Below are 21973 nucleotides of genomic sequence, written 5' to 3' on the forward strand. Positions count from 1 at the left end.
GGTCTGCCTCTCCTTGGGAGGTTGCGGGTCACAGGCTGCGGGCGGTGATGTCGCCGTTGGAGGTGGTGGCGTGGATGTCGAGTTCGGCGGTGCCGTTGTTCTTGAGGGCGTTGGTGATGCGGCCGTAGCTGGTGCCGGCGTCCAGGGCGGCCGAGACCCCGGTGGCGGCGGCGATCGCGATGTCGCCGGATTGGGTGCGGAGCACGACCTTGCCGCCGGTGGCCTCGGCGATGCGGATGTCGCCCCGTGCGGTGCTGATCTCCGCGGGGCCGGCCAGGCGGCCGACCTCGACGTCGCCGTCGGTCGCGGTCAGGCGCAGGCTTGCGGTCTCGTCGAGCTTGATCTGGCGGTACGCGCCTTCGAAGGCGATGTCGCCGAGGCGGCCGACGGTCCGGAGTTCGGCGCTGGCCGTCTTGGCCTCGATGTGGGAGCCGGCGGGCAGCTTGACGGTCACGTCGATGGATCCGGACGGGCCGAGGTACTGGTTCTTCACCGAGGTCTCGATCCGCAGGACGCCGTCGGCGTAGGCGACCGTGGTCTCCTCGGCCGCCTTCACGTCACGGCTCTTGGAGGTGTTCGTGGGCTGGACCTCGACCGTGGTGTCGGCCTGGTCGGCGGCGATGAACTGGACGCGTCCCGCGGGGATGTGCAGGACGGCGGCGATCGGGGCGGGGGTGTCGAACTTCTGCATCGTGTGCTCCTTGTGCGGCGTTCTTTCGATGCCCCTACGATCGCCGACCGCTCTGATACCGAGCCGTCGCCGCCCTGACGCCGCCGCTGACATACGGGCGGAGGTGGCCAGCCGGGCCCGGCCGGGGGTCCAGCCCGGTCGGGCCTCTTGCGTTCAGGGCAAGGTCGGCGCCTGGCCCTCGCCAGTGGTGTCGGGGTGGCCGACCATTACCGGCACCACGTACCGACCCCACGCCGTCTTCTTCTTCGCCATGCCGCGATGATGCTGGGGAGCTCCTGGGGCAGGTCCGGATACTTCGGCATGGCGAGGGCCTCCCGTGCGCGTCCAGCACGGGAGGCCTCGGAAGAATGGGATCGTCAGTGTGAGGCGCCCCGCGGCGGCGGGCGGATCATCGTTCTCCAGCGCCCCGACAGCCACGGGCGGGGAATGACGCCTCAACCGGGGTTGAGGAACCGAGGAACAGCCGTTAGCGGTGAGAATGATCTTGGGTGAAGTGTGACGTCCGGCTTTGGCGTGTGATCGCTCTATCTGGAGGTTTCTGGCCTGTGGATGATGCGGTGGATGGTGGAGCGTCCGACGCTGTACTCGGTGGCCAGGTCGGCCAGGGATACCTCGCCTTCGGCGTAGCGGCGGCGGATGGAGCGCCGGGCGGGTTCGGGCAGTTTGGGTTGCTTGCCCTTGAGCTTGCCGTTCTTCTTTGCCAGGGCCATGCCCTCGCGGGTGCGCATGTGCCCGAGGTTGGCCTCGAACTCGGCGACCATGGCGAGGGTCTGCAGAAACAGCCGGCCGAACGGGTCGTTCCAGTCGTAGACGGATGCGCCGAGGCCGAACAGGACGCCGCGTCCGGACAGGTCGGTGAGGATCTGGTTGGCCTCGGCCATGTTGCGGGCGAACCTGTCGAACTTGGTCACGGTGAAAACGCTGCCGTCCCACACGGCGGCGAGGGCCTGGTCGAGGCCGTTCCGGTTGCGGCGGGTGGTGCCGGAGAAGCCGCGGTCGATGTAGATCCGCTCCTCGGGGACGCCGAGGGCCAGGAGCTGCTCGGTCTGGATGATCACGTCTTGCTCGTCGGTCGAGCAACGGGCGTAGCCGACACGGATTCCGTTCACGCGCTCGAGTGTTCCGGATAGGGGGTCTTCACCGGAACAGTTCGCGGAACACCTATACGGAACACAGTGACCTGGGGCGCTGTCTCGGCTGGCGGGTGTTCCGGTTGAGGATCCCCTTACGGGACACCAGCACAGACTTCTGACCACCGACCCGCGAACCGTCAAGATCAACTATTAGGCGCCGGTGTCCCGGCTCTTACCAACCCCTGAGCCCCGCGCCACAACAAGACACCTTTGACCGCGTGCGCCGAGGCGATCGTAAGATTCACCCGTCGAGGGCCGCCTGCAGGAGGCGGCCGACGCGTTTACGGGTCTGGATGACCGGGGTCGTCTCCACATGGGTGATGGCGGGCAGGGCCGCGACGCGTTCGGTGAGGTACCGGTACACGTCGTGCGCGTCGGTGCAGATCACCGTGGCGACCAGGTTGGTGGGCCCGGTGGTGGCGGCGGCGAAGACTATTTCGGGATGAGAGGCCAGGGCCTCCCCGGCGGCGGCCAGCTCGGCGGGCGGGGCCGAGGCCCACAGCCGCGTGCCCGCGCGGTAGCCGAGGTAGGTGAGATCGAACTCGGCGTAGAAGTGGAGCGCGCCGCTGGCTCGGAGCTCGTCCATCCGCCGCCGCACGGTCGACTGCGACCAGCCGGTGGCGGCCGCAAGATGGGCCAGTCCCGTACGGGCGTCGCGGGCGAGGACGTTCAGCAGGCGTAGGTCATCGGCATCGCAGTGCGGCAGGTCGGCGCCCGTCACCGCGTCGGGCCCCGGGCCGAGTCGGCCTGCCTCCTCCGGCGTGAGGGCGTTGAGCAGCCGAACGCGTCCGGGTGAGCCATAGAAGGTGTGCAGCAGCGAGTAGGCGGTGATGTCCACCACCCGCCCATGGCGGGGCAGACGTTCCAGAAGAAGCTGCTCGCTCTCACCGGGAACCCGGGCGCGGATGATGCACTGCACCTCGGTGCCCCCTGAGACCAATTGCACCCACGCCGTATCGGGACGGCGGGCCAGCGCGGAGGCGATCGCGTCGGCCGCCCCCGGGACACAGCGCAGCCGCAGCATCCAGCGCCCGTGCCCGTAGAAGTTGGCGGGCGGCACCGCCACGACCCGCAGCAGATCGGCCGAACGCAACCGCCGGTAGCGACGCGCGACCGTCTGGTCCGAGACGCCCAGAACCTCAGCGATGCGGCTGAACGAAGCGCGCGCGTCGAGCTGGAGCGCGTGGATCAGCCGTCGGTCAAGCTCGTCCGCCATGTCGGTTTCCACTGTCACAGACTATTCAGTGTCGAATTCGGCTCGTCCGGCCGCTTCTGAGTCGCCATAAGGCCCACCAGATCGCACGATCGTCGGAAAATGAGACCTCCGAAAGGGATGAGGCAATGATTCTGGTGATCGGGGCCACGGGAAACGTGGGGCGACATGTGCTCTCCCAACTCCACGCGACGGGCACGGCCGATGTCCGCGCCCTGGTGCTTCCGAGCGAGGCCACAGCCACCCGAGTGCCCCACGGCATCAGCGTCGCGACCGGAAGCCTCGACGCCCCAGAAGGACTGACCGAGGCACTGACCGGGATCAAGACGGTCTTCCTGGTGTGGCCGTTCCTCACCACCCAAGGCGCGCCCGCTGTGCTTGAAGCGATCGCCCGGCACGCCCAGCGCCTGGTTTACCTGTCGTCGATCGGCGTGGACGGCCGCCCCGAGGAACGCGGCGACCCCATCTTCAAACTGCACGCCGGCATGGAACGCCTGATTGAGGGGTCTGGCCTGCCACGGACCATACTGCGTGGGGACACCATCGCCAGCAACACCCTGAGCTGGGCCGAGCAGATCCGAACCACCGGGGTCGTCCGTGGCCCGCTGACCGCGGCGACGGCGGTCATCGACCCGCGTGACATCGCGGCCGTCGCCGCCCGCACGCTCACCGACGACACTCACCTGGGCGCGACCTACCGGCTGACCGGGCCCCAGACGATCAGCCGCCCCGAACAGGTCCAGGCGATCGGTGCGGCGATCGGCCGCGAGCTCCGCTTCGAAGAAGTCCCCGTCCAGGACGCGCGGGCGCAAATGCTGGCCGACGGCCGTCCGCCCGCCCTCGTGGACGCACTACTGTCGGCGGCCGAGAACCGCTCGGCCTCGACCCTGGTCACCTCGACCGTCGCGGACCTCACCGGGAAACCACCGCGCAGCTTCCAGCAGTGGGCACGCGACCACCGCGAGACCTTCCGCTGAATGAGCGCCCCAAGCCGAACCGGACAGACACACCTCCTGCCGTCCCTTTCGTGCGAAGCAACACCCGTGGTCATCGAACATGCCGAACTAGTGATCGCCCTCGGCCGGGAGGCCGAGTTCGAAGAGGCTTTCGCCCGTGGTCACCAAGCTGTCGCGCAGGCTGCTGGCTACCGCTGGGCCCGTCTCATCCGCCAGATCGAAAATCCTCGCAACTATCCCCTGCTGGTTGGCTGGGAGACCGTGGAGGCACACACTGTTGACTTCCGCCAGTCCGAACTCTTCCAGCTGTGGCGCGAAGCGGTCGGCGAGTTCTTCGCCACCCCACCTGTCATCGTGCACTACGCGCAAGACTCTTGAGGCGCGGACAGTTCCCGTCACGGGAGCAACTAACAGCGACAGGCGATTCTCAAACACCCCGCGGTTGGGGCGGTCAGAGATCGTTCTCGCCTACGAACGGAGGTCTGGAGCTGGCCGGCGCGTTGTCGACGGCCGATTGGGAAGCCCATCGTCCCGCCCGGTGTTCAATGGCGGGCCTACCGCATTCGCCGTGTCCCAAGGGGGTCTACGCCCCCTTCTCCCACGCCGCCGCCGTCGGGGAGGTCGGGGACCTCGCCGAGCTGGCGCAGGCCTTCGGCTGGTGCTGAGGAGGAGATAGAGTAGCGGCCCAGAACGTTGAGGTGGGCGTGGCCGAGCGGGGACAGCCGGGCGGCGTCTTCGTCCCTGACCGGGATGCTTTGGGCGCGCAGCTGGTCGACCGCGGCCGACAGTGTGACTTGGATCGTTCGACGTCCTCATTGCCCTCCACCTGACCGATGGTGTGCCTCGCCCACGCAAGGTCCGTGTCCGGCAGCAAGATGAGGAACCACCTCTGGCAGAGGCCGCGCTTCGCGAACGGCTGCAAAGCCAAGATCGCCTCTAGGTGGTCACTTGGAGTCTGCTTGCACCGTCCGGGGCAGCTACCCCTCAACCAATCGCTGACCTGCGCGTTCTATCGGCGATCTAGCTCCCGCGGCCCGTTTCCGGCGTATTCCGGAACCACCCCATGAAGTCGGTCGAGCGGACCGCCTATCGGGTGTTCCCGCGCTTGATGATGACGCGCGAGCTGTACCTCTTCTACTCGCCCTCGGCCGAGGAGATGGCGTGGGCACGGGAGAAGACCGACACCGATGAGCACCTGCTGGCGTTGACGCTTGCGCTGAAGTGTCTTCAGCGGCTGGGTCGCTTCGCCAAGGCCCGCGAGGTGCCGCCGGTGGTGGTGGAGCACATGCGGCGGTGCCTGGAACTGGGCGAGGACGTCGCGCCGGTGTATGCCTTGCCGCGTACGGCGGAGTCGCATCGGGTGCTGGTGCGGCGCCGGGGGGCCCATCCAGGCCATCCAGAGCAAGCACGGCGAGGACTTTCGCACCGTGGAGGAGTCGCCGGCCTCGGTCTGACCGACTCCGCGCAAGCGCCCCGGCGTCCCGGCTGGATCCGCTACAAGCGGCTGATCGATCAGATGCTCCGGGTGGATCTGGACGCGCCGCCCAAGCAGCGGCACACCGCCAAGCGCATCTTCGACCGGCTGCTGTAGGAACACGGCACGGTGGAGGGCTGATGAGCAGGGGACCTACTCCTCCGCCATCCCGACCCTAGACGTGCAAACGAGCAGCTCCGCGATCGAGGCTCTGAGCGGGCTGGGCCTTCGCGGGTGCCGATGACGATGCGTTCAGGCGCTGGCCTCGGCCTCGCGAGGACGGGCATCCTCGGCGGTGCGCAGGTGGCGTACGGGCGACAGCAGCACCCACACGGGTGCCAGCGCGAGACCGATGCCTCCTGCCAGCAGCGCCGGGCGCAGGCCGATCAGGTCGCCGAGCAGGCCGCCGGCCAAGGCTCCCAGCGGGAGCACGCCGAACGACAGCGTGCGGTAGGCGGCGTTGGCCCGCCCGACCACGGCGGCGGGCACGGCGACCTGCCGCAGTGTCACCGCCTGCGAGCCCGACACCGCGATGCCGAACCCCTCCACGAAGTACGCGATGGCCAGTACGGTCGGGCTGGCCGGGCCGGTCACCAGGGGGATGGCGATGAGCGGCGTGGAAGCGATCACCATGGTCGCGATGAGTGCGGGGCCGAAGCCGAGCCTGCGCACCAGCGGCTCTGCGGCGAGCGCGCCCAGCACGGCGCCCACCGCTGCCGCCGAGGCGATGGCGCCGATGACCCCGGCGGACAACCCCAGATCGTGCACGGCGTACAGGACGTAGAGGGCGGCGATGAACTGGCCGAAGAAGTTGAACGTGGCCGCCTCCAGGGCGACGGGCCGGACGTGGCGGTTGCCGAAGGTCGCGCGCAGCCCTTCGGCGATCTCCTGCCGGATCCGCCGGCGCCGGCCGGCCTCCGGGGGCTGCTCGCGATGCCGGATGCGGACCAGGAACAGCGCCGAGAGCAGGAAGGACAGCGCGTCGAAGGCGAGCGCGACGGGCGCGCTGAGCGCCTGGATCAGCAGACCGCCCAGCCCCGGCCCGGCCAGTTGGGCGAGCGAGGCGCTGAACTGCAGGCGGCTGTTGGCCCGAACCAGGCTCTGGCCTGGCACGAGCGCGGGAACGTAGGCGTGGTAGGCGGTGTCGAACAGCACAGTCAGTGCCCCGCTCACCAGGACGATCACGTACAGACCCTCGATGCCCAGCGCCCCGGCCAGGGCGGTGACCGGGATCAGGCCGATCGCGACGGCTCGTCCCAGGTCGGCTCCCAGGAGCAGCGATCGGCGGCGGCTGCGGTCGATCCACACGCCGGCGAGCAGGGTGAGCAGGAGCGCGGGTAGATAGCCGGCGGCGTTCAGCAGGCCCATCTGGGCAGGGCCGGCGTCGAACAGCGCCACGGCGGTCAGCGGCAGCGCCACGGTGGTGATCTGAGATCCCACCTGGGAGATGGACTGCGCGGCCCACAGCGATCCGAAGTCGCGGTTTTCTACCCTCTTGAGAAGCATCACAGGGTTAGAACTAGAGCCTTCTAACCCCTTGTGTCAACTCTTATAGTTAGAGCATGCCGTTCATGTTCGTCGGGGGTTCGCTCCCGCTCGACTTCGCCAACACGGTCAGCTGGCACACCGGGCCGGAGCCGTACGACCATCTGCAGACCCCTGCCGACCTCGCGGACTGGGCGGAGCAGGCGGGAATCCCGGTGCCCGCCGGCACGCAGGCCACACTGGCCGCGGCCCGGGAACTACGCGAGGTGCTGTTCCGCTCCTTCCTGGCCGCCATGAATGAGCACTCCCCCGACCCCGGGGACCTGGACACGGTGAACGCGCACCTGCGGATGGCGATGGGTCACAGGCGGCTGACCCCTGACCTGGCATGGGGCTGGGACGACGAGGGCTCTCCCGACCTGGTGGTGTGGACGATCGCCCGGCAGGGCACCGAACTGCTCGCCTCGCCCGATCTGCGGTCGGTGTCCATCTGTCAGGCCGACAACTGCGGCTGGCTCTTCCTCGACCGTCGCCATCTGCGCCGCTGGTGCACGAAGGAGGGCTGCGGCAACCGGGCCAAGGCAGCCAGGCACTACCAGCGGGTCAAGGCACGGAGGATTTCACCGTGACAGAGGTAATGACCTCTCGTCTCTTGCCGTAGGCGTGAGCGAGCGCGGACCGCTCGACCTTCGCTGTCGCAGCTCAAGGTCGATGTCACCAAAGCGCACTAACTACTGGAGTTGCCCAAGGCCAGGTAGTTAAGGTTTCTGGGCTGCTGGCAAGAGCGCCGGGGAGAGCGGCCCGGCAGTGTAGATACCCGGCCCGATCTTGCAGATGAGCTGGCCGTCGGCCCAGCGCGACAGCTGCCGATACATGGTGTTCAGGGTGACATCGCCGAGGTGATGGGCGATGTCGCAGGCCCTCCAGGGGCGGTCGGGGTCTTGGTGGAGGAGGGCCAGGACCTGTTGTTGTCTGCGGCGGTCGGCCGGGGCGATGGGCCGCTCGTCTCGGGATGCGGCAGGCAACGTGGGTGGGGGTGGCAGGAGGGTGATGGACCAAGACCTTCACCGAGCCGCGCCTCTGCGCCGCGATCGTCGACCGCCTCACCTTCAACACCGCCATCATTGATACCGGGACACGCTCCTACCGGCTCGCTCAGAGTGAGGCCCAGCACTCCACCCACAGCTGACGGCGGTCAACCCTGTTGTTCGGTGCCTGATTCAAACCTTTAGCTCGTTGCCAAGCGCGACTGGCAAGATCGGCTTGTGATGCTATCGGTGACTTTGAGCAAGATCGAAGTTTCAGACTGGCGGGCTGTCCATTCCTGGGCTTCTCTCGCCGAGGTCTGCAGGTTCCAGGCCTGGGGTCCGAATACTGAGGAGCAGACTCGCACGTTCGTGACGGCTGCGGTTGAGGCGTGGTCGCAGGCGCCCCAGCTGCGGTTTCCGTATGCAGCGCGGATCGACGGCGACGTGGTTGGCATGGGTGAGTTGCATGTCCGGAGTCGAGAACAACGCCAAGGCGAGATCACCTATGTTGTCCACCCACGTAGGTGGGGCCACGGGGTGGGAACCGCGATCGGGAATGAGCTCCTCAGACGAGGATTTGAGGAGGTAGGCCTTCACCGGATCTATGCCACCTGTGACCCGCGAAATGCTGGATCGGCTCGGGTGCTCAGCAAGCTCGGCATGACCTGGGAGGGGCGGCATCGCCACACCGCGCTGATTCGTGACGGTTGGCGAGACTCCGAGCTGTTTAGCATCATCGAAGATGAGTGGCGCGTGGTCTTGCGGCGGTAGTCGATGCTCGTTCTCTGGTCAGGCATGGCGATCTATGCCGTCTGTGACATGAAGCGGCATGGGCGCTGAGCTGAGTCCGCGCACCCGAACAGGGCCAACGCCAAGCTCGGCACCAATTGGACGCTGCATGACCTGCGCCACACGGCCGCCGCCCGGATGGCTGGGGACCCGGAGCTGAGCATCGTGGAGGTCCAAGCTGTGCTCCGGCACCGGCACCTGTCCACGACCGAACGCTACACACGCCCTCGCATCGAGGAACTGGTCAACAAGCTGCAGCAGCATTACGCCCGGCCGGCGGCTGAGCGGCACTACACGCCCGGTTACGACCCTGACGACATCCGGGCGGTGTTCGGTGGGTGAGATCAAGACCTGGCGGACCAAGGCGCGTCCCGCGGTAGTCGACCAGGACATCCCGGGCCGGTGGGCCGGCCTCTTGCGCGCGGCTCCAGCGACACCGACCATCCCGCCGCAGCCACGTGGTGATCTGACCCGGGCGACGCCGGAGGAGATCGTGGCGGCCTCCCGGTCGACCTGGAACGACTGGCGCACTCGGCAGAACTATCGGGAGAGGGCGATCAAACGGCTGCTGCATCACCTGGACCAATTCCCAGGCCTGACCTGGCAGCAGCGTTGGGAGGCCAGCGGGCTGGACGCGCCCGGCCGCTTGGTCCGCGACCTGGAACGGCCCCAGGACCGAGGCCGGTCCGTCATCACGGGCGGGCTGGAGGCGCTGCTCTGCCTGCGAGTGATCCGGCCGAGCCTGCCCGCGATGCGGTCCAACAAGTTCCTGGCCTATGCCAAGACCTTCCGCGTCGCTCAAAACGATCCGCTGCTGGACCGCTTCTTCGAACAGGTCGAGACCGCCGAGGTCAGCCGGCTTTACCGGAACCGGGCACTGTTCGACGTGTGCTGCGCGCTGACCACGCAAGGCATCGTCCTGGCGGAGCTGACGCCCGAGGCGTTCCTGCACTACACCAAGGAATGTCGGGAACTGGCGGGCGTCGTCAACACCTCGACCACCCGCTTCACGGGCCACCTGGCCTGGGAAGTTCTGCACGAGATGGAGCTCTTCCCGCCGCAGACCCCACGGACCCTGCGGGCCGCGCTGCGCGCCGGGCGGCTTACCGTCGAGCAGTTGGTCGGCCGCTACCCGGTGGCCAACCTAGAAGTCGCCCAGCTCTTTGTCGAGTACCTGCGCCGTCGTCAGCCCGGCCTGGACTACACCAGCTTGGAAGGGCAGTCTCGGGAGCTGGTCAACACGTTCTGGTGCGCCGTCGAACGCATCAACCCTGGCCAAGCCGACCTGCGCCTGGCCGAGGAGACCTACCAGCAGTGGCGGGCGGAGCTGAAGTTCAAACCCGACGGATCACCGCGGCTGTCTCAAGACGTCACTCTGGTGGCGGTCCGAGCCTTCTACTACGACCTGCAAGCGTGGGCTGCGGAGGAGCCTGAACAGTGGGCTCGCTGGGTGGCGCCCTGCCCGATCCGTGATCCGGAGACCCGCGGCAAGGCCGCCCGTCGCCGGCGAAGCTCCGAGCGGATCGCCGATCGGACGCGTCGCCGACAGCCTCTCCTGCCTGCCCTCGTCGCGCATGTCGAGGACAAGTACGTGCAGGTCGCCGAACTGCTGGAGATCGCCGGAAAGGCGGCCGCAGACGAGACGATCACCGTCGATGGGCGCGCCTATCAGCGGTTGTTCACCGACTACGACCGCCGACGCGAGACCGAGTTCGGCCGGGCCCATGTCCGCGTGCGCGACCAGGCCACCGGCGAGCTCATCAACGTCTCCCGCAAGGAACACAAGGCCTTCTGGGAGTGGGCGATCGTGGAGACCCTGCGCCACAGCGGCGTCCGCGTCGAGGAACTGCTGGAACTGTCGCAGCTGAGCATCCGCCAATATCAGCGGCCCAACGGGGAGGTCGTCGCCTTGCTGGTGATCGCTCCCTCCAAGACCGACCGCGAGCGCGTCATACCCATGTCGGCCGAGCTGTTCCACGTCATCGCCGCCATGATCCGCCGCCACACCAGAGACCGGCCCTCGATCCCGCTGGTGACCCGGTTCGACCCGCACGACAAGGAGACCAGTTCACCGCAGCCGTTCCTCTTCCAGCGCGTGATCGGCTCCCGCCGTGAGGTGTTCAGCTCCACCGCCGTGGTGAAGATTCTCGGCCAGCTCTGCGCCGAGCTGGCCGAGCACCGACCGGAGTTCGCCGAGGCCAAGTTCACCCCGCATGACTTCCGTCGTCTCCTGGCCACCGACCTGGTCAACAGCGGCCTGCCCATCCACATTGGTGCCGCGCTTCTTGGCCACCTCGATCTCGGGACCACTCGTGGCTACGTCGCGGTCTTCGAGGAGGACCTCGTCCGGCATTACCAGGCTCACCTCGCCCGGCGCCGCAAGCTGCGGCCCGACCACGAGTATCGCCCGGCCACCGATAGTGAGTGGCGGGAGTTCGAAGAACACTTCGACAGACGCAAGGTTGAGCTCGGCAACTGCGGCCGACCCTACGGAACCCCTTGTCCGCATGAGCACGCCTGTTTGCGATGTCCGGTCCTGCAGGTGGACCCCAAGATGCTGCCGCGCCTGGACGAGCTCGAAGCCGACCTCATCGTCCGCCGCAGCCGGGCCCTGCACGAAGGCTGGCTCGGAGAGATCGAGGGCATCGATCTCACCCTCACCTTTCTTCAGCAGAAACGCGAGCAGGCTCAGCGGCACCGGCGCACTACCGTCATGCTCGGCCTGCCCACACGGCCTGGTGCACCAGACCACGCACCATGATCAAAGTTGCGAAGTGCAGAGAATACGGCAAGGACGGCGACCTGGCCAGGCAGAACAAGGAGTCCCAGGAGGCAGGCGATCCTGAGCTCCGACAGCCGCCCCCGACCGGCACGAGAACACGATCAACGACACACCAGCCCTGTGACCAGCGACTCCAGATGATGGATCTTCATTCGACAGCTTGCCCGTCGTGGGACCGCGATTGCTGACCGTCATCCGCTGACGGCGGCTCAGCGATCCGGCGCACCCACCCGTCGGCTCGCGTTCGGCGCCAGGTGGCTGCGGAAGAAGCCGGTGGCCGCGGCCGAGGCTTGAGCGAACTCGGTCGTGTACGGGCTGAAGTGCCCGCCGGAGAGCATTACCAGCTCTTTCGGATACAACGCCCGGTTGTAGGCGGCGAGAGCGGTGTCGGTGAGTGTGACGGTGTCCTGCTTCCCGACGATCATCAGCAGCGGGGTGGGAGAGACGCGATCGACGAACGCGCCCGGCTCGTACATACGCGCCTTGCGGGTGGAGCGGACGGTGACGGAGTTGTCCCAGCGGGTGCCATCGGGGAGCTCCTGGAGGTAGTAGCTGACGGCGTCCGGAGCCCTGTAGGAGGCGGCGACGGCCGGGTCGGCGCTGACCAGAGCCTGGGTGTGCGGTGGTTCACCGGCCAGTTGGGCGCGTTCGTCGGCATCGAGGGCGGCTTCCAGCGCGGGGAGGTCGTCGGGGGCGACGCGGCGCCTGGACTGCTCGAAGCCGCTGATGGTGGGTACCTGGGCGACGACGGCCTTCAGACGTCGGTCGGTGGCTCCGAGCACGAGGGCGTGTCCGCCGGCGTAGCTGGATCCCCACAGGCCGATCCGGTCGGCGTCGACTTCGGGGCGGGCTTCCAGATAGGTGAGGGCGCGCCGCCAGTCCTCGATCTGCCGCCAGGGGTCGATGTCCTGGCGCGGGGTGCCGTCGCTGGCGCCGAAGGTGCGGTGGTCGTTACTTCTTCCGGGGTGGGCGTCCGGGGTCGTTGGGCGTGGCATCCGCACCTTCCACCTTCTCCCGCGGAGTCCCATCGCGCAAATGGCTCATATGTTGTTGATCGATAGAATCGTGCCACGTGTGGCGAACAGCCCACCGGGTCGCTGTCCCCGCGCCGCGCGAGATCTGCCCCTTTCGTTCCGGCATCCCCGCGCGCGTGCGGGGCGCGGCCCGCCGTTCGCCGAGTCGGTGTCGCACCTGCTGGGCTCACCTGTGCGGCGCGAGGGCCCAGCCACCCGCTCCGCCAAGCGCGCCATCGGATGTCTCGGCCACACCTGCCACGGGCCACCGAGCCCCTGGCCCTGCTCCGCGTCTATGGTCGGGCCCGCGAACCTCGCCCGACGGGCCGGACCGTGAAACCGGGCGGACCCAAAGCGGGCTGGGGCGGGTACGGAGCCGGGAGGAGTTGTGTCAGCGTGCGGGGACGGGCACGAGGCGGAGAACTCCCGCTCGCTGCGGGAGGTGATGTAGCGGGCGTGGGGCAAGGTGGGGATCCACTGGGCGTCCACCTCCTGAGTGTTTCGACGACCAACGCGAAGGTGTGGCGGTCGATGTGCAGGATGCCTTCGTAGTCGGCGAAGTGGGAGCGCAGCCAGCCCCGGGCAGGAGCCATGGTCCGGTCGCCGGCGGCAGGAGGGTCTCGCCGACGCGATGGACATTGACGTCGCCCACGACCCAGGAAGGAACGGGGGTAGCGGGAGACGTCTGCCCCACCACGCAAGCGAGGACAAGAACGGTGCGGCAACTCGCATCTGCTCAGCAAGCCCTCGGCACGAGCTGCAGGCCGGCCGACGAGGTCAGCCGGCGAGCAGGGTGTCGAGCCAGTCGAAGGTGCGCTGGTGGAACAGGAACATCGCACCCTCGTGGCAGTGCTCGCCCGCGCCTTCGTCCTCACGGAAGGAGATCAGCTCCTTCTGACAGGTCAGCTCGTCGAACAGACGCTGCGGCTGCCCCTTGAAGAACTGGTCGTTCTCGGCTTCGAGCACGAGCGTCGGGCAGGTGACGCGGTCGGCGATACCCGCCATCGTGTACGCCTCGGTCGCCTTGACCAACTCGTCGAGGTCGGACACACCGAAGGTCCACCGGCCGTTGCGCACCACCCATCGCACCATGGTGTTCTGCGCCATCAACGCCTCCAAACCGCCGGGCATCGAAGCCGCACGGCCGGCGGTTGCGGCGATGACCGCGTGGAAGTCGTAGACGCCGTCGTACAGCACGCACGCGGCGACGCGGTGCTCGAAGGCGGCCGCCCTCGCGGCGAGGTAGCCGCCGAGACTCATGCCGATCAGCACCAGTCGCCCGGCGTCCACCTCGGGCACGGTGAGCGCGAAGTCGACGACCGGGGTGACCACGGCCTCCCAGTCCGGCCGGAAGCGCAGGCCCTGCTCGCGAACGGTGCTGCCCTGGCCGGGGCCGTCGAACGCGATGACGTTGTAGCCGCGCCGCAGCGCGCCTGCGGCCAGCGCCGGATAGTCCTCCTCCAGCGTGGAGTCGTACCCGCCGTGGAAGAGCACGGTCGGACGCGGGGTGCCCGAATCGTCGGCGAGGAACAGGTAGCCAGGAAGCGTGGTGTCCTCGTACGGGATGCGCAGGGCGCGGGCCGGAGGGTCGAGCAGGGCGGCCGCGTCGGCGAACGTCTGCTGGGAGGCCTTGGCCAGCCGCGCCGACTCGGTGTCGGCGGCGGGATTCTCGCGGCGGTAGAAGTCGGCGGTCCGGTAGTAGTTGGACGCGCGCAGCAGCGCCTCCCGGGCGCTGACCCGGTGACCGGAGGCCAGCGCGTCCCGGCCGATGCGCTCGATGCGCGCCGCCGTCGCGGCCCAGTTGGCCGACCAGGCCTCCTCGTCCCCCTCAGGGATCTGCCGGCAGGTGACCAGGACCTCGCCCAGATCGGCGCCGGCATAGGCGGCGTAGCCCGCGGCACGCAGTGCCTCGAAGGAGAAGGACTCGTCGTCGAAGAGGAATTTCATCATCGGCTCCTTTCTGTGAATGGAACGGAACGGCAGCGTTCCGTCATGCTCAAAGGTAACACATGGAACGAGACCGTTCCGTTCGCTATGCTCGGGAGCATGACAATGCAGCAGAAGGGCCGGCCGGCGACCGGCGGGGCGGTCCTGCGACAGCGGGTGACCGAGGCGATCACCGAGGCAGCCTTCGCCGAACTCGCCGAGGCCGGGTATGCGCGGATGTCGATGGAGTCAGTGGCCCGGCGCGCCGGCGTGGGGAAGGCCGCGCTCTACCGGCGTTGGCCCTCGAAGCAGCCGATGGTCACCGAGTTGATCCGTAGCAAGGTCGCCGACACGCTCCCGCCCACTCCGGCCACGGGCGCCCTGCGCACCGACCTTCGCGAGCTACTCGCCACCTTCCGCAGCCAACTGTCCAATCCGCTACTTGCCCGGATCGCGGCCGGGCTGCTCGCCGAGGCCAGTCACGACGGCGCTCTGGCGGAGGGGCTCTACACCGGAGTGACCGCACCGCGGCGGGCGGCGGCGCGCGCGATACTGCAGGGCGCGATCGACCGCGGCGAACTTCCCCCCGGGTTGGATCTGGAACTCGGCACCGACCTGCTGATCGCCCCGCTCGCATTCCGCATATTGGCCATGCAGGGCAGCAGTGACGATGAGTATCTGGAAACGCTGACCAACGCGATCGAGGCGGCGTTGAGAGCGGCCGTCCGCTGACCGACGGGCGAACGGCGGACTTCGACGGCGGGGGCGGTGCCTTTCGTAGGCGAGGTGGCCGCCATGAGCATCCGGCACGATGTCGAGGCATCACCGCCCGCCGCCACAAGACTTTCCCGAGCGATTTGATGCGGTTTGTGTACTTCGGCGATGCGTGAGGCGATGGTGGATGTCAGGACACAAGGGCCTGAGGCCTTGATACACGCCCAAATAGCATCAAAAGGAGATGGAGCCTACGCCGTGGACATGAAGCTCGAGGTTGTGGTGCTGCCCGTCGCCGATGTGGACCGGGCCAAGAACTTCTACAAGGCACTGGGCTGGCGAGAGGATGCCGACGTCACCACTGGGGAGGACTTCCGGGTGGTACAGCTGACACCTCCGGGGTCTGGCTGCTCGGTCATCTTCGGCACCGGTGTCACCTCGGCCGCGCCGGGCTCGGCGCAGGGCCACTATCTGATAGTGACCGACATCGAGGCGGCCCGGGCCGAGCTGGCCGACCGCGGCGCCGAGCTGAGCGAGGTGTTCCACGACTCGGGTGGCGTGTTCCACCACGCCGGGACCCGCGAACGGGTCTCCGGCCCGGATCCGAACCGGGCCAGCTACGGCTCGTTCGCGTCGTTCAGCGACCCGGACGGCAACGGCTGGTTCCTCCAGGAGATCACCACCCGCCTGCCGGGCCGGTGACCTGGCTCGACCCTGGCGAGGAGGAGTACTGGCATGCAGGCGACCTATGGTTCCGCGGCCGAGCTGGCCGCCGCGTTGCGCCGTGCGGAGGCCGCGCACGGCAAGCACGAAGAGGAGATCGGGCAGCCCGACCCGGACTGGCCGGACTGGTACGCGCAGTACATGGTGAATGAGCAGACGGGGCGCCCATGAGCGACTACGACGTCATCGTCGTAGGCGCCGGCTCGCCGGGTGAGCACTGCGCCGGCGAACTGGCCGACGGCGGCCTGCGCGTCGCGCTGGTCGAGCGCGATCTGATCGGGGGCGAGTGCTCCTACCGGGCGTGCATCCCGTCCAAGACGCTGCTGCGCCCAGGAGAGGCGGCGCACGACGCGCGCGAGGCGGCGGCCACCGCGCAGGTCGACGTCGGGGCGGCGCTGGCCTGGCGGGACTTCATGGTCTCGGACTACTCCGACGCCGGGCAGGAGCGCTGGCTGGCGAGCAAGGGCATCGCCTTGCTGCGCGGGACCGGCAAGCTCACCGGGATCGGCGAGGTCGAGGTCGATGGCGTACGCCACTCCGCCCGGCATGTCGTCGTGGCGACCGGCTCGGATCCGGTCATCCCGCCCATTTCCGGCCTGCGCGAACTCGACGGCGTGTGGACCAACCGCGAGGTGACCGGCATGAAGGCCGTCCCGCGCCGCCTGATCGTGCTGGGTGGCGGGCCGGTCGGCGTCGAGATGGCCCAGGCCGTACGGCGCCTGGGCGGAGAGGTGGCCCTCGCCGAGGCCGCCGCGCACCTGCTCGCCCACGAGCCCGCGCCACTGGGCGAGGCGCTCGGCGAGGTGCTGCGCGCCGACGGCATCGAGCTGTGGCTGGGCGTGCACGCGACCGCCGCGCGACGCGACGGTGAGGACTACGTCCTGGTCCTCGACAACGGCGGCGAGCTGCGCGGCGACCGCCTGCTCGTGGCCACCGGCCGGCGTCCGCGCGTGGCGGGGATCGGCCTGGAAACGGTCGGTGTGCAAGCCGATGGGCACGGGATCCCGGTCGACGCGCGGCTGCGGGCCGGCGAGCGGCTGTGGGCGATCGGCGACGTCACCGGCGTACGACTGCTGACGCACGTAGGCAAATACCAGGGCGAAGTCGTCGCCGCCAACATCCTCGGCGAGCCGCGCGAGGCCAATTACGCTGCCATACCGGACGTTGTCTACACCGACCCGCAGGCAGCCGCGGTCGGTGCCGCCGAGGCCCGGTTCGCCGCCACCGTCCCGGTGTCCGAGGTGGCGAAAACGGCCACCTACACGCGCGCCTACGCCGATTCCAACGGATTCCTGACTCTGCTGTCCGACGGCGAGCGGCTGACCGGCGCCTACGCGCTCGGCCCTGAGGCGGGCGAGTGGCTGCAGCAGGCCACCCTGGCCATTCGCGCCGAGGTCCCGCTCGCCGTGCTGCGCGACACCATCCAGCCCTTCCCCGCCTTCTCCGAGATCTACGTCTCCGCCCTCAAGGCGCTCCACAACGCCATCACCGCCGCGCCGTAGCTTCATGGGTGTGCATCCCTTCCGGCAAGTCTCGTCGCCTTGTCCGCCCTCCGGAGGCGAGCGGCGCTAAGAACAGGCAGGTGGGATCAACCAAATCGCTTCGTTCGTGGCTGCCGGCCGATCCATGGCGCACGCTGCTGATTCTGGTCGCCGTCTGCTACGGGATCGTCCAGTTGGCCACCGTCACTCCCAAGATGGGAGTGGGATGGGACGAGGTCGTCTACGTCAGCCAGGTCGATCCGCGCGTGCCCGCCGCCGAGTTCATCGCGCCCCGCGCTCGGGGAATCACCCTGATCGTCGCCCCGGTGGTGCTGATCACCTCGTCGACGGACGCGCTGCGGATCTATCTGAGCCTGCTGTCGGCCGTGGCACTGTACGCGTCGTTCGGCACCTGGCTGCGGGTACGCTCCGGACCGACGGTGCCCCTCGCCGCCCTGCTGTTCGCGTCCCTGTGGCTGTCGTTGTTCTACGGCAGCGCGGCCATGCCGAACATGTGGGTGGCGTTCGGCGCGGTGGCCGCCGTCGGCTGCTTCGTGCGCTGCGTGCGGCCGGACAGCGGGCGGGGGCCGCTGATAGGGCTGGCGGTGAGCGTGGCCGCGGTGGCCCTGCTTCGCCCGCCGGACAGTGTCTGGCTCGTCCTCCCGCTCGCGGTGGCGCTCGCCAAGCCGGGATGGCGGCGGATCGGAGCCGGGGCCGCTCTGATCGTGGGCCTGGTGGCCGGCTGGGCCGACTGGATCATCGAGGCATTCGTCCGCTTCGGCGGGCTGGCCGCTCGATGGCAGGCCGCCGGCGCGGCGAACGAGACCGGCCTGCACTTCTCCCTCTATGAGCACGCCCGAGCGCTCAACGGACCGCTGCTCTGCCGGCCTCCCGCGCACTGCGGGCCCGTCGTGCTGCCCTGGCTGCTCTGGTGGAGCGCGATCCCCGTCCTGGTCCTGCTCGGTCTGTACGCGGCGCGACGCCGTGGACGCCTGGCCGAGTGCGTGCTGCCGGCCCTCACCGGCCTGTCGCTGGCCGTGCCGTACATCTTCCTGGTCGGCTATGCGGCGCCCCGGTTCCTGCTGCCCACGTACGCGCTGCTGGTGTTCCCGATCGCGCACAGCGCCCTCTGGCCGCTGGAAGGGTCACGCGGGCGGGTGGCTCGCCGTGCCGGTGCGGCTCTCGTGGCCGCCGGCTTCCTCGCCCAGTTCACCCTGCAGGGCCTGACGCTCGACAAGGTCGTCTCGCCTCGCCTGTCCAAGCGGCAGGCCGACGTCGAGGTCGCCGGCGCGTTGGCCACGTTCTCCGTGCACCGGCCTTGCCTGGTGTACGGCGAGCACGCGGTGATGATCGCCTACCGGATGGGCTGCGAGGGGCACACCGTCTTGAGCTGGCCGCAGGACAGCGCGGTGCCGTCCGCCGTGCTCGGCGCCCAGGACGCGGGAAAGACCGTGGTCGCCGTCGACAAGGGCCGGTCGATCCCGGCGCCGTTCCTGCTGGCGTGGGAGAGGCGGCGGCTGCCAGGAGTGCGGCCCGGCACGTGGTACGCCTACGTTCCCCGCTGACCTGAGCGCCGCCTTCAGAGCTCGCCGCAAAATTTCATGTTGCAGAGATTGATGAAGAGAACTTTCAGAGTTATGTTCATGATCGACCCTCCCTCCCGAGGAACTGGGCGCCTAACACATCCCCCCAAACGCACCTGTTCGAGAGGTGAGCATGCCCACAACCGGCAGGCCGACCTGGCCGAAGACCCTCAGATTCGCGATCACCGCCCTGTTAGTCACTCTCGCGGCGGCGCTGGTCCCCCAGTCCGCCTCGGCGCAGGTCCTGGCCGTGTCCCACAAGAGCCCGTTCAACTGCGGGAAGACCTTCTACGCCAACAACTGGACCGGGACCCCCGCCCACAACCCATCGGGCTCCATCGACTGGCAGGACTACGGCAGCGACGACATCAACGGTGAGACCGTGCGGGCCACCGCCGCGGGCACCGCGTACTTCTACGACGCGGGAAGCACCAGCTACGGCAAGTGGGTGCAGATCAATCACAGTGACGGCACCAGTACCCGCTACGCCCACCTCGCCACCCAGGTGAAGTCGGCCGGCAGCTCCATGACCGTCAGCCAGGGCACCGCGATCGGGACCGTCGGCTCGACGGGCGGCGCGACCGCCGCGCACCTGCACTACGAACAGCGCACCTCCAGCGGTGCGATGGACACCAGCCCGACCGTGGACGGCGTGAACGTGCCCTTGGGCACGAAGAAGGCCGTGACGAGCACCAACGCCTGCGGGGGCAACCCCTACACCCCCGAGGAGGTCTGCGGCAGCGATTACTCGGTCATCGACTCGGCCGCCCTCACCGGTGGCCGCACCTATCTGCTCTACAACTCGGGCAACGGCTACAACTGCGTCGTGACGTTGAAGACGACGAGCCTCGGCACGGCGTCGGCGGTGTCGGCGTTCCTGGAGCCGCAAGGGGAGAGCAGGACGACCGACTCGGGCAGCTACGCCTACTATGCGGGGCCGGTCAAGCGGGACGCGGCCGGACAATGCGTCAAGTGGGGCGGCTCGGTCGGCAGCAGCTCATACACCAGCGGCTTCGAACACTGCGACTAGGAGCGTTGTTCATTCGGTGATCGGTCGCTGAAGGAGCCGTGGCAGGGTTCCTTCAGCGACTGGTTTTTTGCGCCAGATGATGCTGTAACGCAACAAGAGGTGACGGCGGTACTGGGAGCCGGGCAGGATCTCTGTCGCCAACGCCCGCATCTGCGGATACGTCACCGGCGGCGGCCACACCGTGGGGGACGGATGCTGCCAGAGGCCCTTCGCGGCGCGGTGGACGGTACCGACGACGATGCCGGCCAGGTCGCGCGGCAGGTCGTTGGGCATGGTGCTTCGGGCCAAGCCGACGATGGCCAGGACGCCGCCGGGTCGCAGCAGGTCGCGCATGCGGGCCAACCCGGTGGCGGCGTCCATGTGATGCAGGGTGGCCACCGACGCGATGACGTCGAACGAGGCCGGCTCAAAGGGGTGGGTGAGGAAGTCGCCGAGGATGTAGTCGACGTCGTCCGGGTACTCGCGGGCTTGGCCGATGCCGGCCGCGTCAAGGTCGATGCCGGTGACCTGCGGCACGGCCCGCCGGAGCGCGCGGGCGAGCATGCCCTCGCCGCAGCCGATGTCGAGGGCGCGCTTGGCGCCGTCGGGGACCGCGCGCAGGATGCGGGGGTGGTAGTGGATGTTGTGGTTCCACCGCTTTCCGTCCTTCACTGCCATGTGATCATCCTGTCGAACATGAGCCCCGCTGGTCGGGTGGTCGGTGAAACCGGGCAGTCAGCTGGTGAGGAGGCCCCGGGCGCGCAGGCCGGAGATGACGTCGGACGGCAGCGCACGGCATTTCGGTGTACGCCACGTCGAGACGTTCCAGCCGCCACAACCCGGAGAACGGGGTGAGGTCGTAGATCTGCTCCAGACCTTGGAGGGTCAGCGTACGCAGTGCGGGCATGTGGGCGAGAGCGGAGAAGTCCCGCAGGTCCAGCGCGTAGCACAGGTGGACTTCGGCGATCGATGGATGCCCTTCGAGCCCGTCGAGCGAGGCCGGTCAGGGCGGGCAGTCGAGACAGCGGGCGCAGGTCCGGGATCGACGAGCTCGGCAGACCGAGTTTCGTGAGGTGGGGGTGGTGGCCGAGGCCGTCCAGGCTTGTCAGGTTCGTGCAGCCGCTGAGCCACAGCCTGCGCAGCCCGGGCATGGCGTCGATGCCGTCGAGGCTGGTCAGGCGGGCGCAGTGCATGGTCAGTTCGGTGATGGATTCGAGGCCGTACAGCCCGGCGATGGTGCTGATCTTGGTACCGGCCAGATCCAGCTCGGTCAGCGGCGTAGCCCGGACAGCGCACGTACGTCCTCGATGGATCGGCAGTTGTCGAGACTGAGGTACTCCAGGCCGGGGAAGGCGTCGCCGACTCCTTCGACGCTGCTCACCCCGCTACCGCGCAGGTCGAGTCGGCGGAGGCGACGCAGACCGAGCAGCGCTGAGATGTCGGATATCCCGCGACAGCTCAGGAGGCTGAGAGTCTCCAACGCGGCGAGCCCGGCGAGCGGCGCGAGGTCGGTGACGGCCGCGCAGCCGTCCAAGTCGAGCTCGATCAGCCCGGTCAGTGCGGCGAGCTCGGAAAGGTCTGTCAGGCTCGTGCAGTGGTCCAGGCGCAGTGTCCGCAGTGTCGTCAGGTGCCGCAGGCCGGTGAGGGAGCCACGCCTGCGAAGTGCCAGTTCGGTACGTCCTTCACCGGCGAAGGCAGGGGCGAGAAGGCACGCGGCGAAAGCATCCGGGTCTGGGGACTGCGACAAGCTGCCGGACAGTTTTCCAGGCGCGCGCGGGGGATGCGGACGTCAGCTTGGCGCGCAGGACAGTCAGGTCCGGCGATTCCGGGGAGGGAGTCATGACACGGCACCCTACGGAGCGACACGGACATTCGCCCACCGACTCGCTTTTTGACGACATGTGGCACGGTCTGCCGGGAGTGCGCGGGACAGCATGCCCTTGCCGCAGCCGATAACGGGGGCACACCGGGAC

20 protein-coding genes and 2 pseudogenes are annotated in these 21973 nt (G+C 68.5%); 13 read left to right on the top strand and 9 right to left on the bottom strand.

The window, feature by feature from the left end:
- Window positions 1-28 precede the first annotated feature (28 nt).
- From ACGFNP_RS03020 to ACGFNP_RS03030, 3 genes are all read right to left on the bottom strand, one after another.
- Window positions 29-691, bottom strand: coding sequence for a DUF4097 family beta strand repeat-containing protein (locus tag ACGFNP_RS03020; protein WP_393314121.1), 663 nt, complete (start codon window positions 689-691; stop codon window positions 29-31).
- Window positions 692-1215: 524 nt separating this feature from the next.
- The gene (locus ACGFNP_RS03025; RefSeq protein ID WP_358341368.1) at window positions 1216-1800 is read right to left on the bottom strand and encodes a recombinase family protein; all 585 of its coding nucleotides are present in this window, start codon (window positions 1798-1800) and stop codon (window positions 1216-1218) included.
- 265 nt (window positions 1801-2065) lie between these two features.
- Window positions 2066-3040 (bottom strand): Lrp/AsnC family transcriptional regulator, encoded by a 975-nt coding sequence (locus tag ACGFNP_RS03030; RefSeq protein ID WP_393314124.1) that lies wholly within the window; start codon window positions 3038-3040, stop codon window positions 2066-2068.
- A 125-nt stretch (window positions 3041-3165) separates the two neighbouring features.
- Between ACGFNP_RS03030 and ACGFNP_RS03035 the strand changes: the two genes are divergently transcribed.
- Window positions 3166-4014 (top strand): NAD(P)H-binding protein, encoded by an 849-nt coding sequence (locus ACGFNP_RS03035; RefSeq protein WP_358341373.1) that lies wholly within the window; start codon window positions 3166-3168, stop codon window positions 4012-4014.
- Window positions 4015-4080: 66 nt separating this feature from the next.
- On the top strand, window positions 4081-4371 hold the full coding sequence (locus tag ACGFNP_RS03040; protein ID WP_358341376.1) for an antibiotic biosynthesis monooxygenase: 291 nt from the start codon (window positions 4081-4083) through the stop codon (window positions 4369-4371).
- 176 nt (window positions 4372-4547) lie between these two features.
- Here the strand turns inward: ACGFNP_RS03040 and ACGFNP_RS03045 are convergent, their stop codons facing one another.
- Complete coding sequence (locus tag ACGFNP_RS03045; RefSeq protein WP_393316575.1) at window positions 4548-4793, bottom strand: Tn3 family transposase; 246 nt, start codon at window positions 4791-4793, stop codon at window positions 4548-4550.
- 263 nt (window positions 4794-5056) lie between these two features.
- Between ACGFNP_RS03045 and ACGFNP_RS03050 the strand changes: the two are divergent.
- Window positions 5057-5359 (top strand): annotated as a pseudogene (locus ACGFNP_RS03050) (DUF4158 domain-containing protein); the annotation flags it as partial.
- A 360-nt stretch (window positions 5360-5719) separates the two neighbouring features.
- Here the strand turns inward: ACGFNP_RS03050 and ACGFNP_RS03055 are convergent.
- Window positions 5720-6973, bottom strand: a complete 1254-nt coding sequence (locus ACGFNP_RS03055) for an MFS transporter (protein WP_393314128.1) — start codon at window positions 6971-6973, stop codon at window positions 5720-5722.
- Window positions 6974-7029: 56 nt separating this feature from the next.
- Between ACGFNP_RS03055 and ACGFNP_RS03060 the strand changes: the two genes are divergently transcribed.
- From ACGFNP_RS03060 to ACGFNP_RS03075, 4 genes and pseudogenes are all read left to right on the top strand, one after another.
- Window positions 7030-7581, top strand: coding sequence for a CGNR zinc finger domain-containing protein (locus ACGFNP_RS03060; RefSeq protein ID WP_393314131.1), 552 nt, complete (start codon window positions 7030-7032; stop codon window positions 7579-7581).
- Between the two features lie 639 nt (window positions 7582-8220).
- Window positions 8221-8751: a GNAT family N-acetyltransferase gene (locus ACGFNP_RS03065; protein ID WP_393316578.1), complete on the top strand. Its 531-nt coding sequence runs from the start codon at window positions 8221-8223 to the stop codon at window positions 8749-8751.
- A gap of 108 nt (window positions 8752-8859) precedes the next feature.
- Window positions 8860-9111: pseudogene (locus ACGFNP_RS03070) on the top strand (tyrosine-type recombinase/integrase); the annotation flags it as partial.
- Window positions 9104-11530 (top strand): tyrosine-type recombinase/integrase, encoded by a 2427-nt coding sequence (locus tag ACGFNP_RS03075; protein WP_393314134.1) that lies wholly within the window; start codon window positions 9104-9106, stop codon window positions 11528-11530. The pseudogene ACGFNP_RS03070 and the gene ACGFNP_RS03075, both read left to right, overlap by 8 nt.
- A 230-nt stretch (window positions 11531-11760) precedes the next feature.
- Here the strand turns inward: ACGFNP_RS03075 and ACGFNP_RS03080 are convergent, their stop codons facing one another.
- Both ACGFNP_RS03080 and ACGFNP_RS03085 read right to left on the bottom strand, forming a co-directional pair.
- A complete protein-coding gene (locus tag ACGFNP_RS03080; RefSeq protein WP_393314137.1) occupies window positions 11761-12546 on the bottom strand; it encodes an alpha/beta hydrolase in 786 nt (261 codons plus the stop codon).
- A gap of 795 nt (window positions 12547-13341) precedes the next feature.
- On the bottom strand, window positions 13342-14511 hold the full coding sequence (locus ACGFNP_RS03085) for an alpha/beta fold hydrolase (protein ID WP_358340266.1): 1170 nt from the start codon (window positions 14509-14511) through the stop codon (window positions 13342-13344).
- 99 nt (window positions 14512-14610) lie between these two features.
- On the opposite strand from ACGFNP_RS03085, the gene ACGFNP_RS03090 reads away from it, so the two are divergent.
- The 6 genes from ACGFNP_RS03090 (at window position 14611) to ACGFNP_RS03115 (ending at window position 20021) form a co-directional block, all read left to right on the top strand.
- Window positions 14611-15222 carry a TetR/AcrR family transcriptional regulator gene (locus ACGFNP_RS03090; protein WP_358340265.1) on the top strand — a complete coding sequence of 204 codons (612 nt, stop codon included), beginning with the start codon at window positions 14611-14613 and terminating at the stop codon, window positions 15220-15222.
- A gap of 246 nt (window positions 15223-15468) precedes the next feature.
- The gene (locus tag ACGFNP_RS03095) at window positions 15469-15906 is read left to right on the top strand and encodes a VOC family protein (RefSeq protein ID WP_358340263.1); all 438 of its coding nucleotides are present in this window, start codon (window positions 15469-15471) and stop codon (window positions 15904-15906) included.
- A 33-nt stretch (window positions 15907-15939) separates the two neighbouring features.
- The gene (locus tag ACGFNP_RS03100) at window positions 15940-16098 is read left to right on the top strand and encodes a hypothetical protein (protein ID WP_358340261.1); all 159 of its coding nucleotides are present in this window, start codon (window positions 15940-15942) and stop codon (window positions 16096-16098) included.
- Entirely contained in the window at window positions 16095-17429 is a 1335-nt protein-coding gene (locus ACGFNP_RS03105; RefSeq protein ID WP_393314142.1) for a dihydrolipoyl dehydrogenase family protein, read from the top strand. The genes ACGFNP_RS03100 and ACGFNP_RS03105 overlap by 4 nt, the downstream gene beginning before the upstream one ends.
- Before the next feature lie 80 nt (window positions 17430-17509).
- Window positions 17510-18973, top strand: a complete 1464-nt coding sequence (locus tag ACGFNP_RS03110; protein WP_358340257.1) for a hypothetical protein — start codon at window positions 17510-17512, stop codon at window positions 18971-18973.
- Between the two features lie 151 nt (window positions 18974-19124).
- Window positions 19125-20021 carry a M23 family metallopeptidase gene (locus ACGFNP_RS03115; RefSeq protein WP_393316581.1) on the top strand — a complete coding sequence of 299 codons (897 nt, stop codon included), beginning with the start codon at window positions 19125-19127 and terminating at the stop codon, window positions 20019-20021.
- Between the two features lie 9 nt (window positions 20022-20030).
- On the opposite strand, the gene ACGFNP_RS03120 is transcribed toward ACGFNP_RS03115, so the two are convergent.
- Window positions 20031-20678 (bottom strand): class I SAM-dependent methyltransferase, encoded by a 648-nt coding sequence (locus tag ACGFNP_RS03120; RefSeq protein ID WP_393314145.1) that lies wholly within the window; start codon window positions 20676-20678, stop codon window positions 20031-20033.
- Between the two features lie 592 nt (window positions 20679-21270).
- On the bottom strand, window positions 21271-21747 hold the full coding sequence (locus ACGFNP_RS03125) for a leucine-rich repeat domain-containing protein (protein WP_393314148.1): 477 nt from the start codon (window positions 21745-21747) through the stop codon (window positions 21271-21273).
- Window positions 21748-21973: the final 226 nt, after the last annotated feature.

This window comes from Nonomuraea sp. NPDC049269, from assembly GCF_043197155.1.
Taxonomy (GTDB): domain Bacteria; phylum Actinomycetota; class Actinomycetes; order Streptosporangiales; family Streptosporangiaceae; genus Nonomuraea.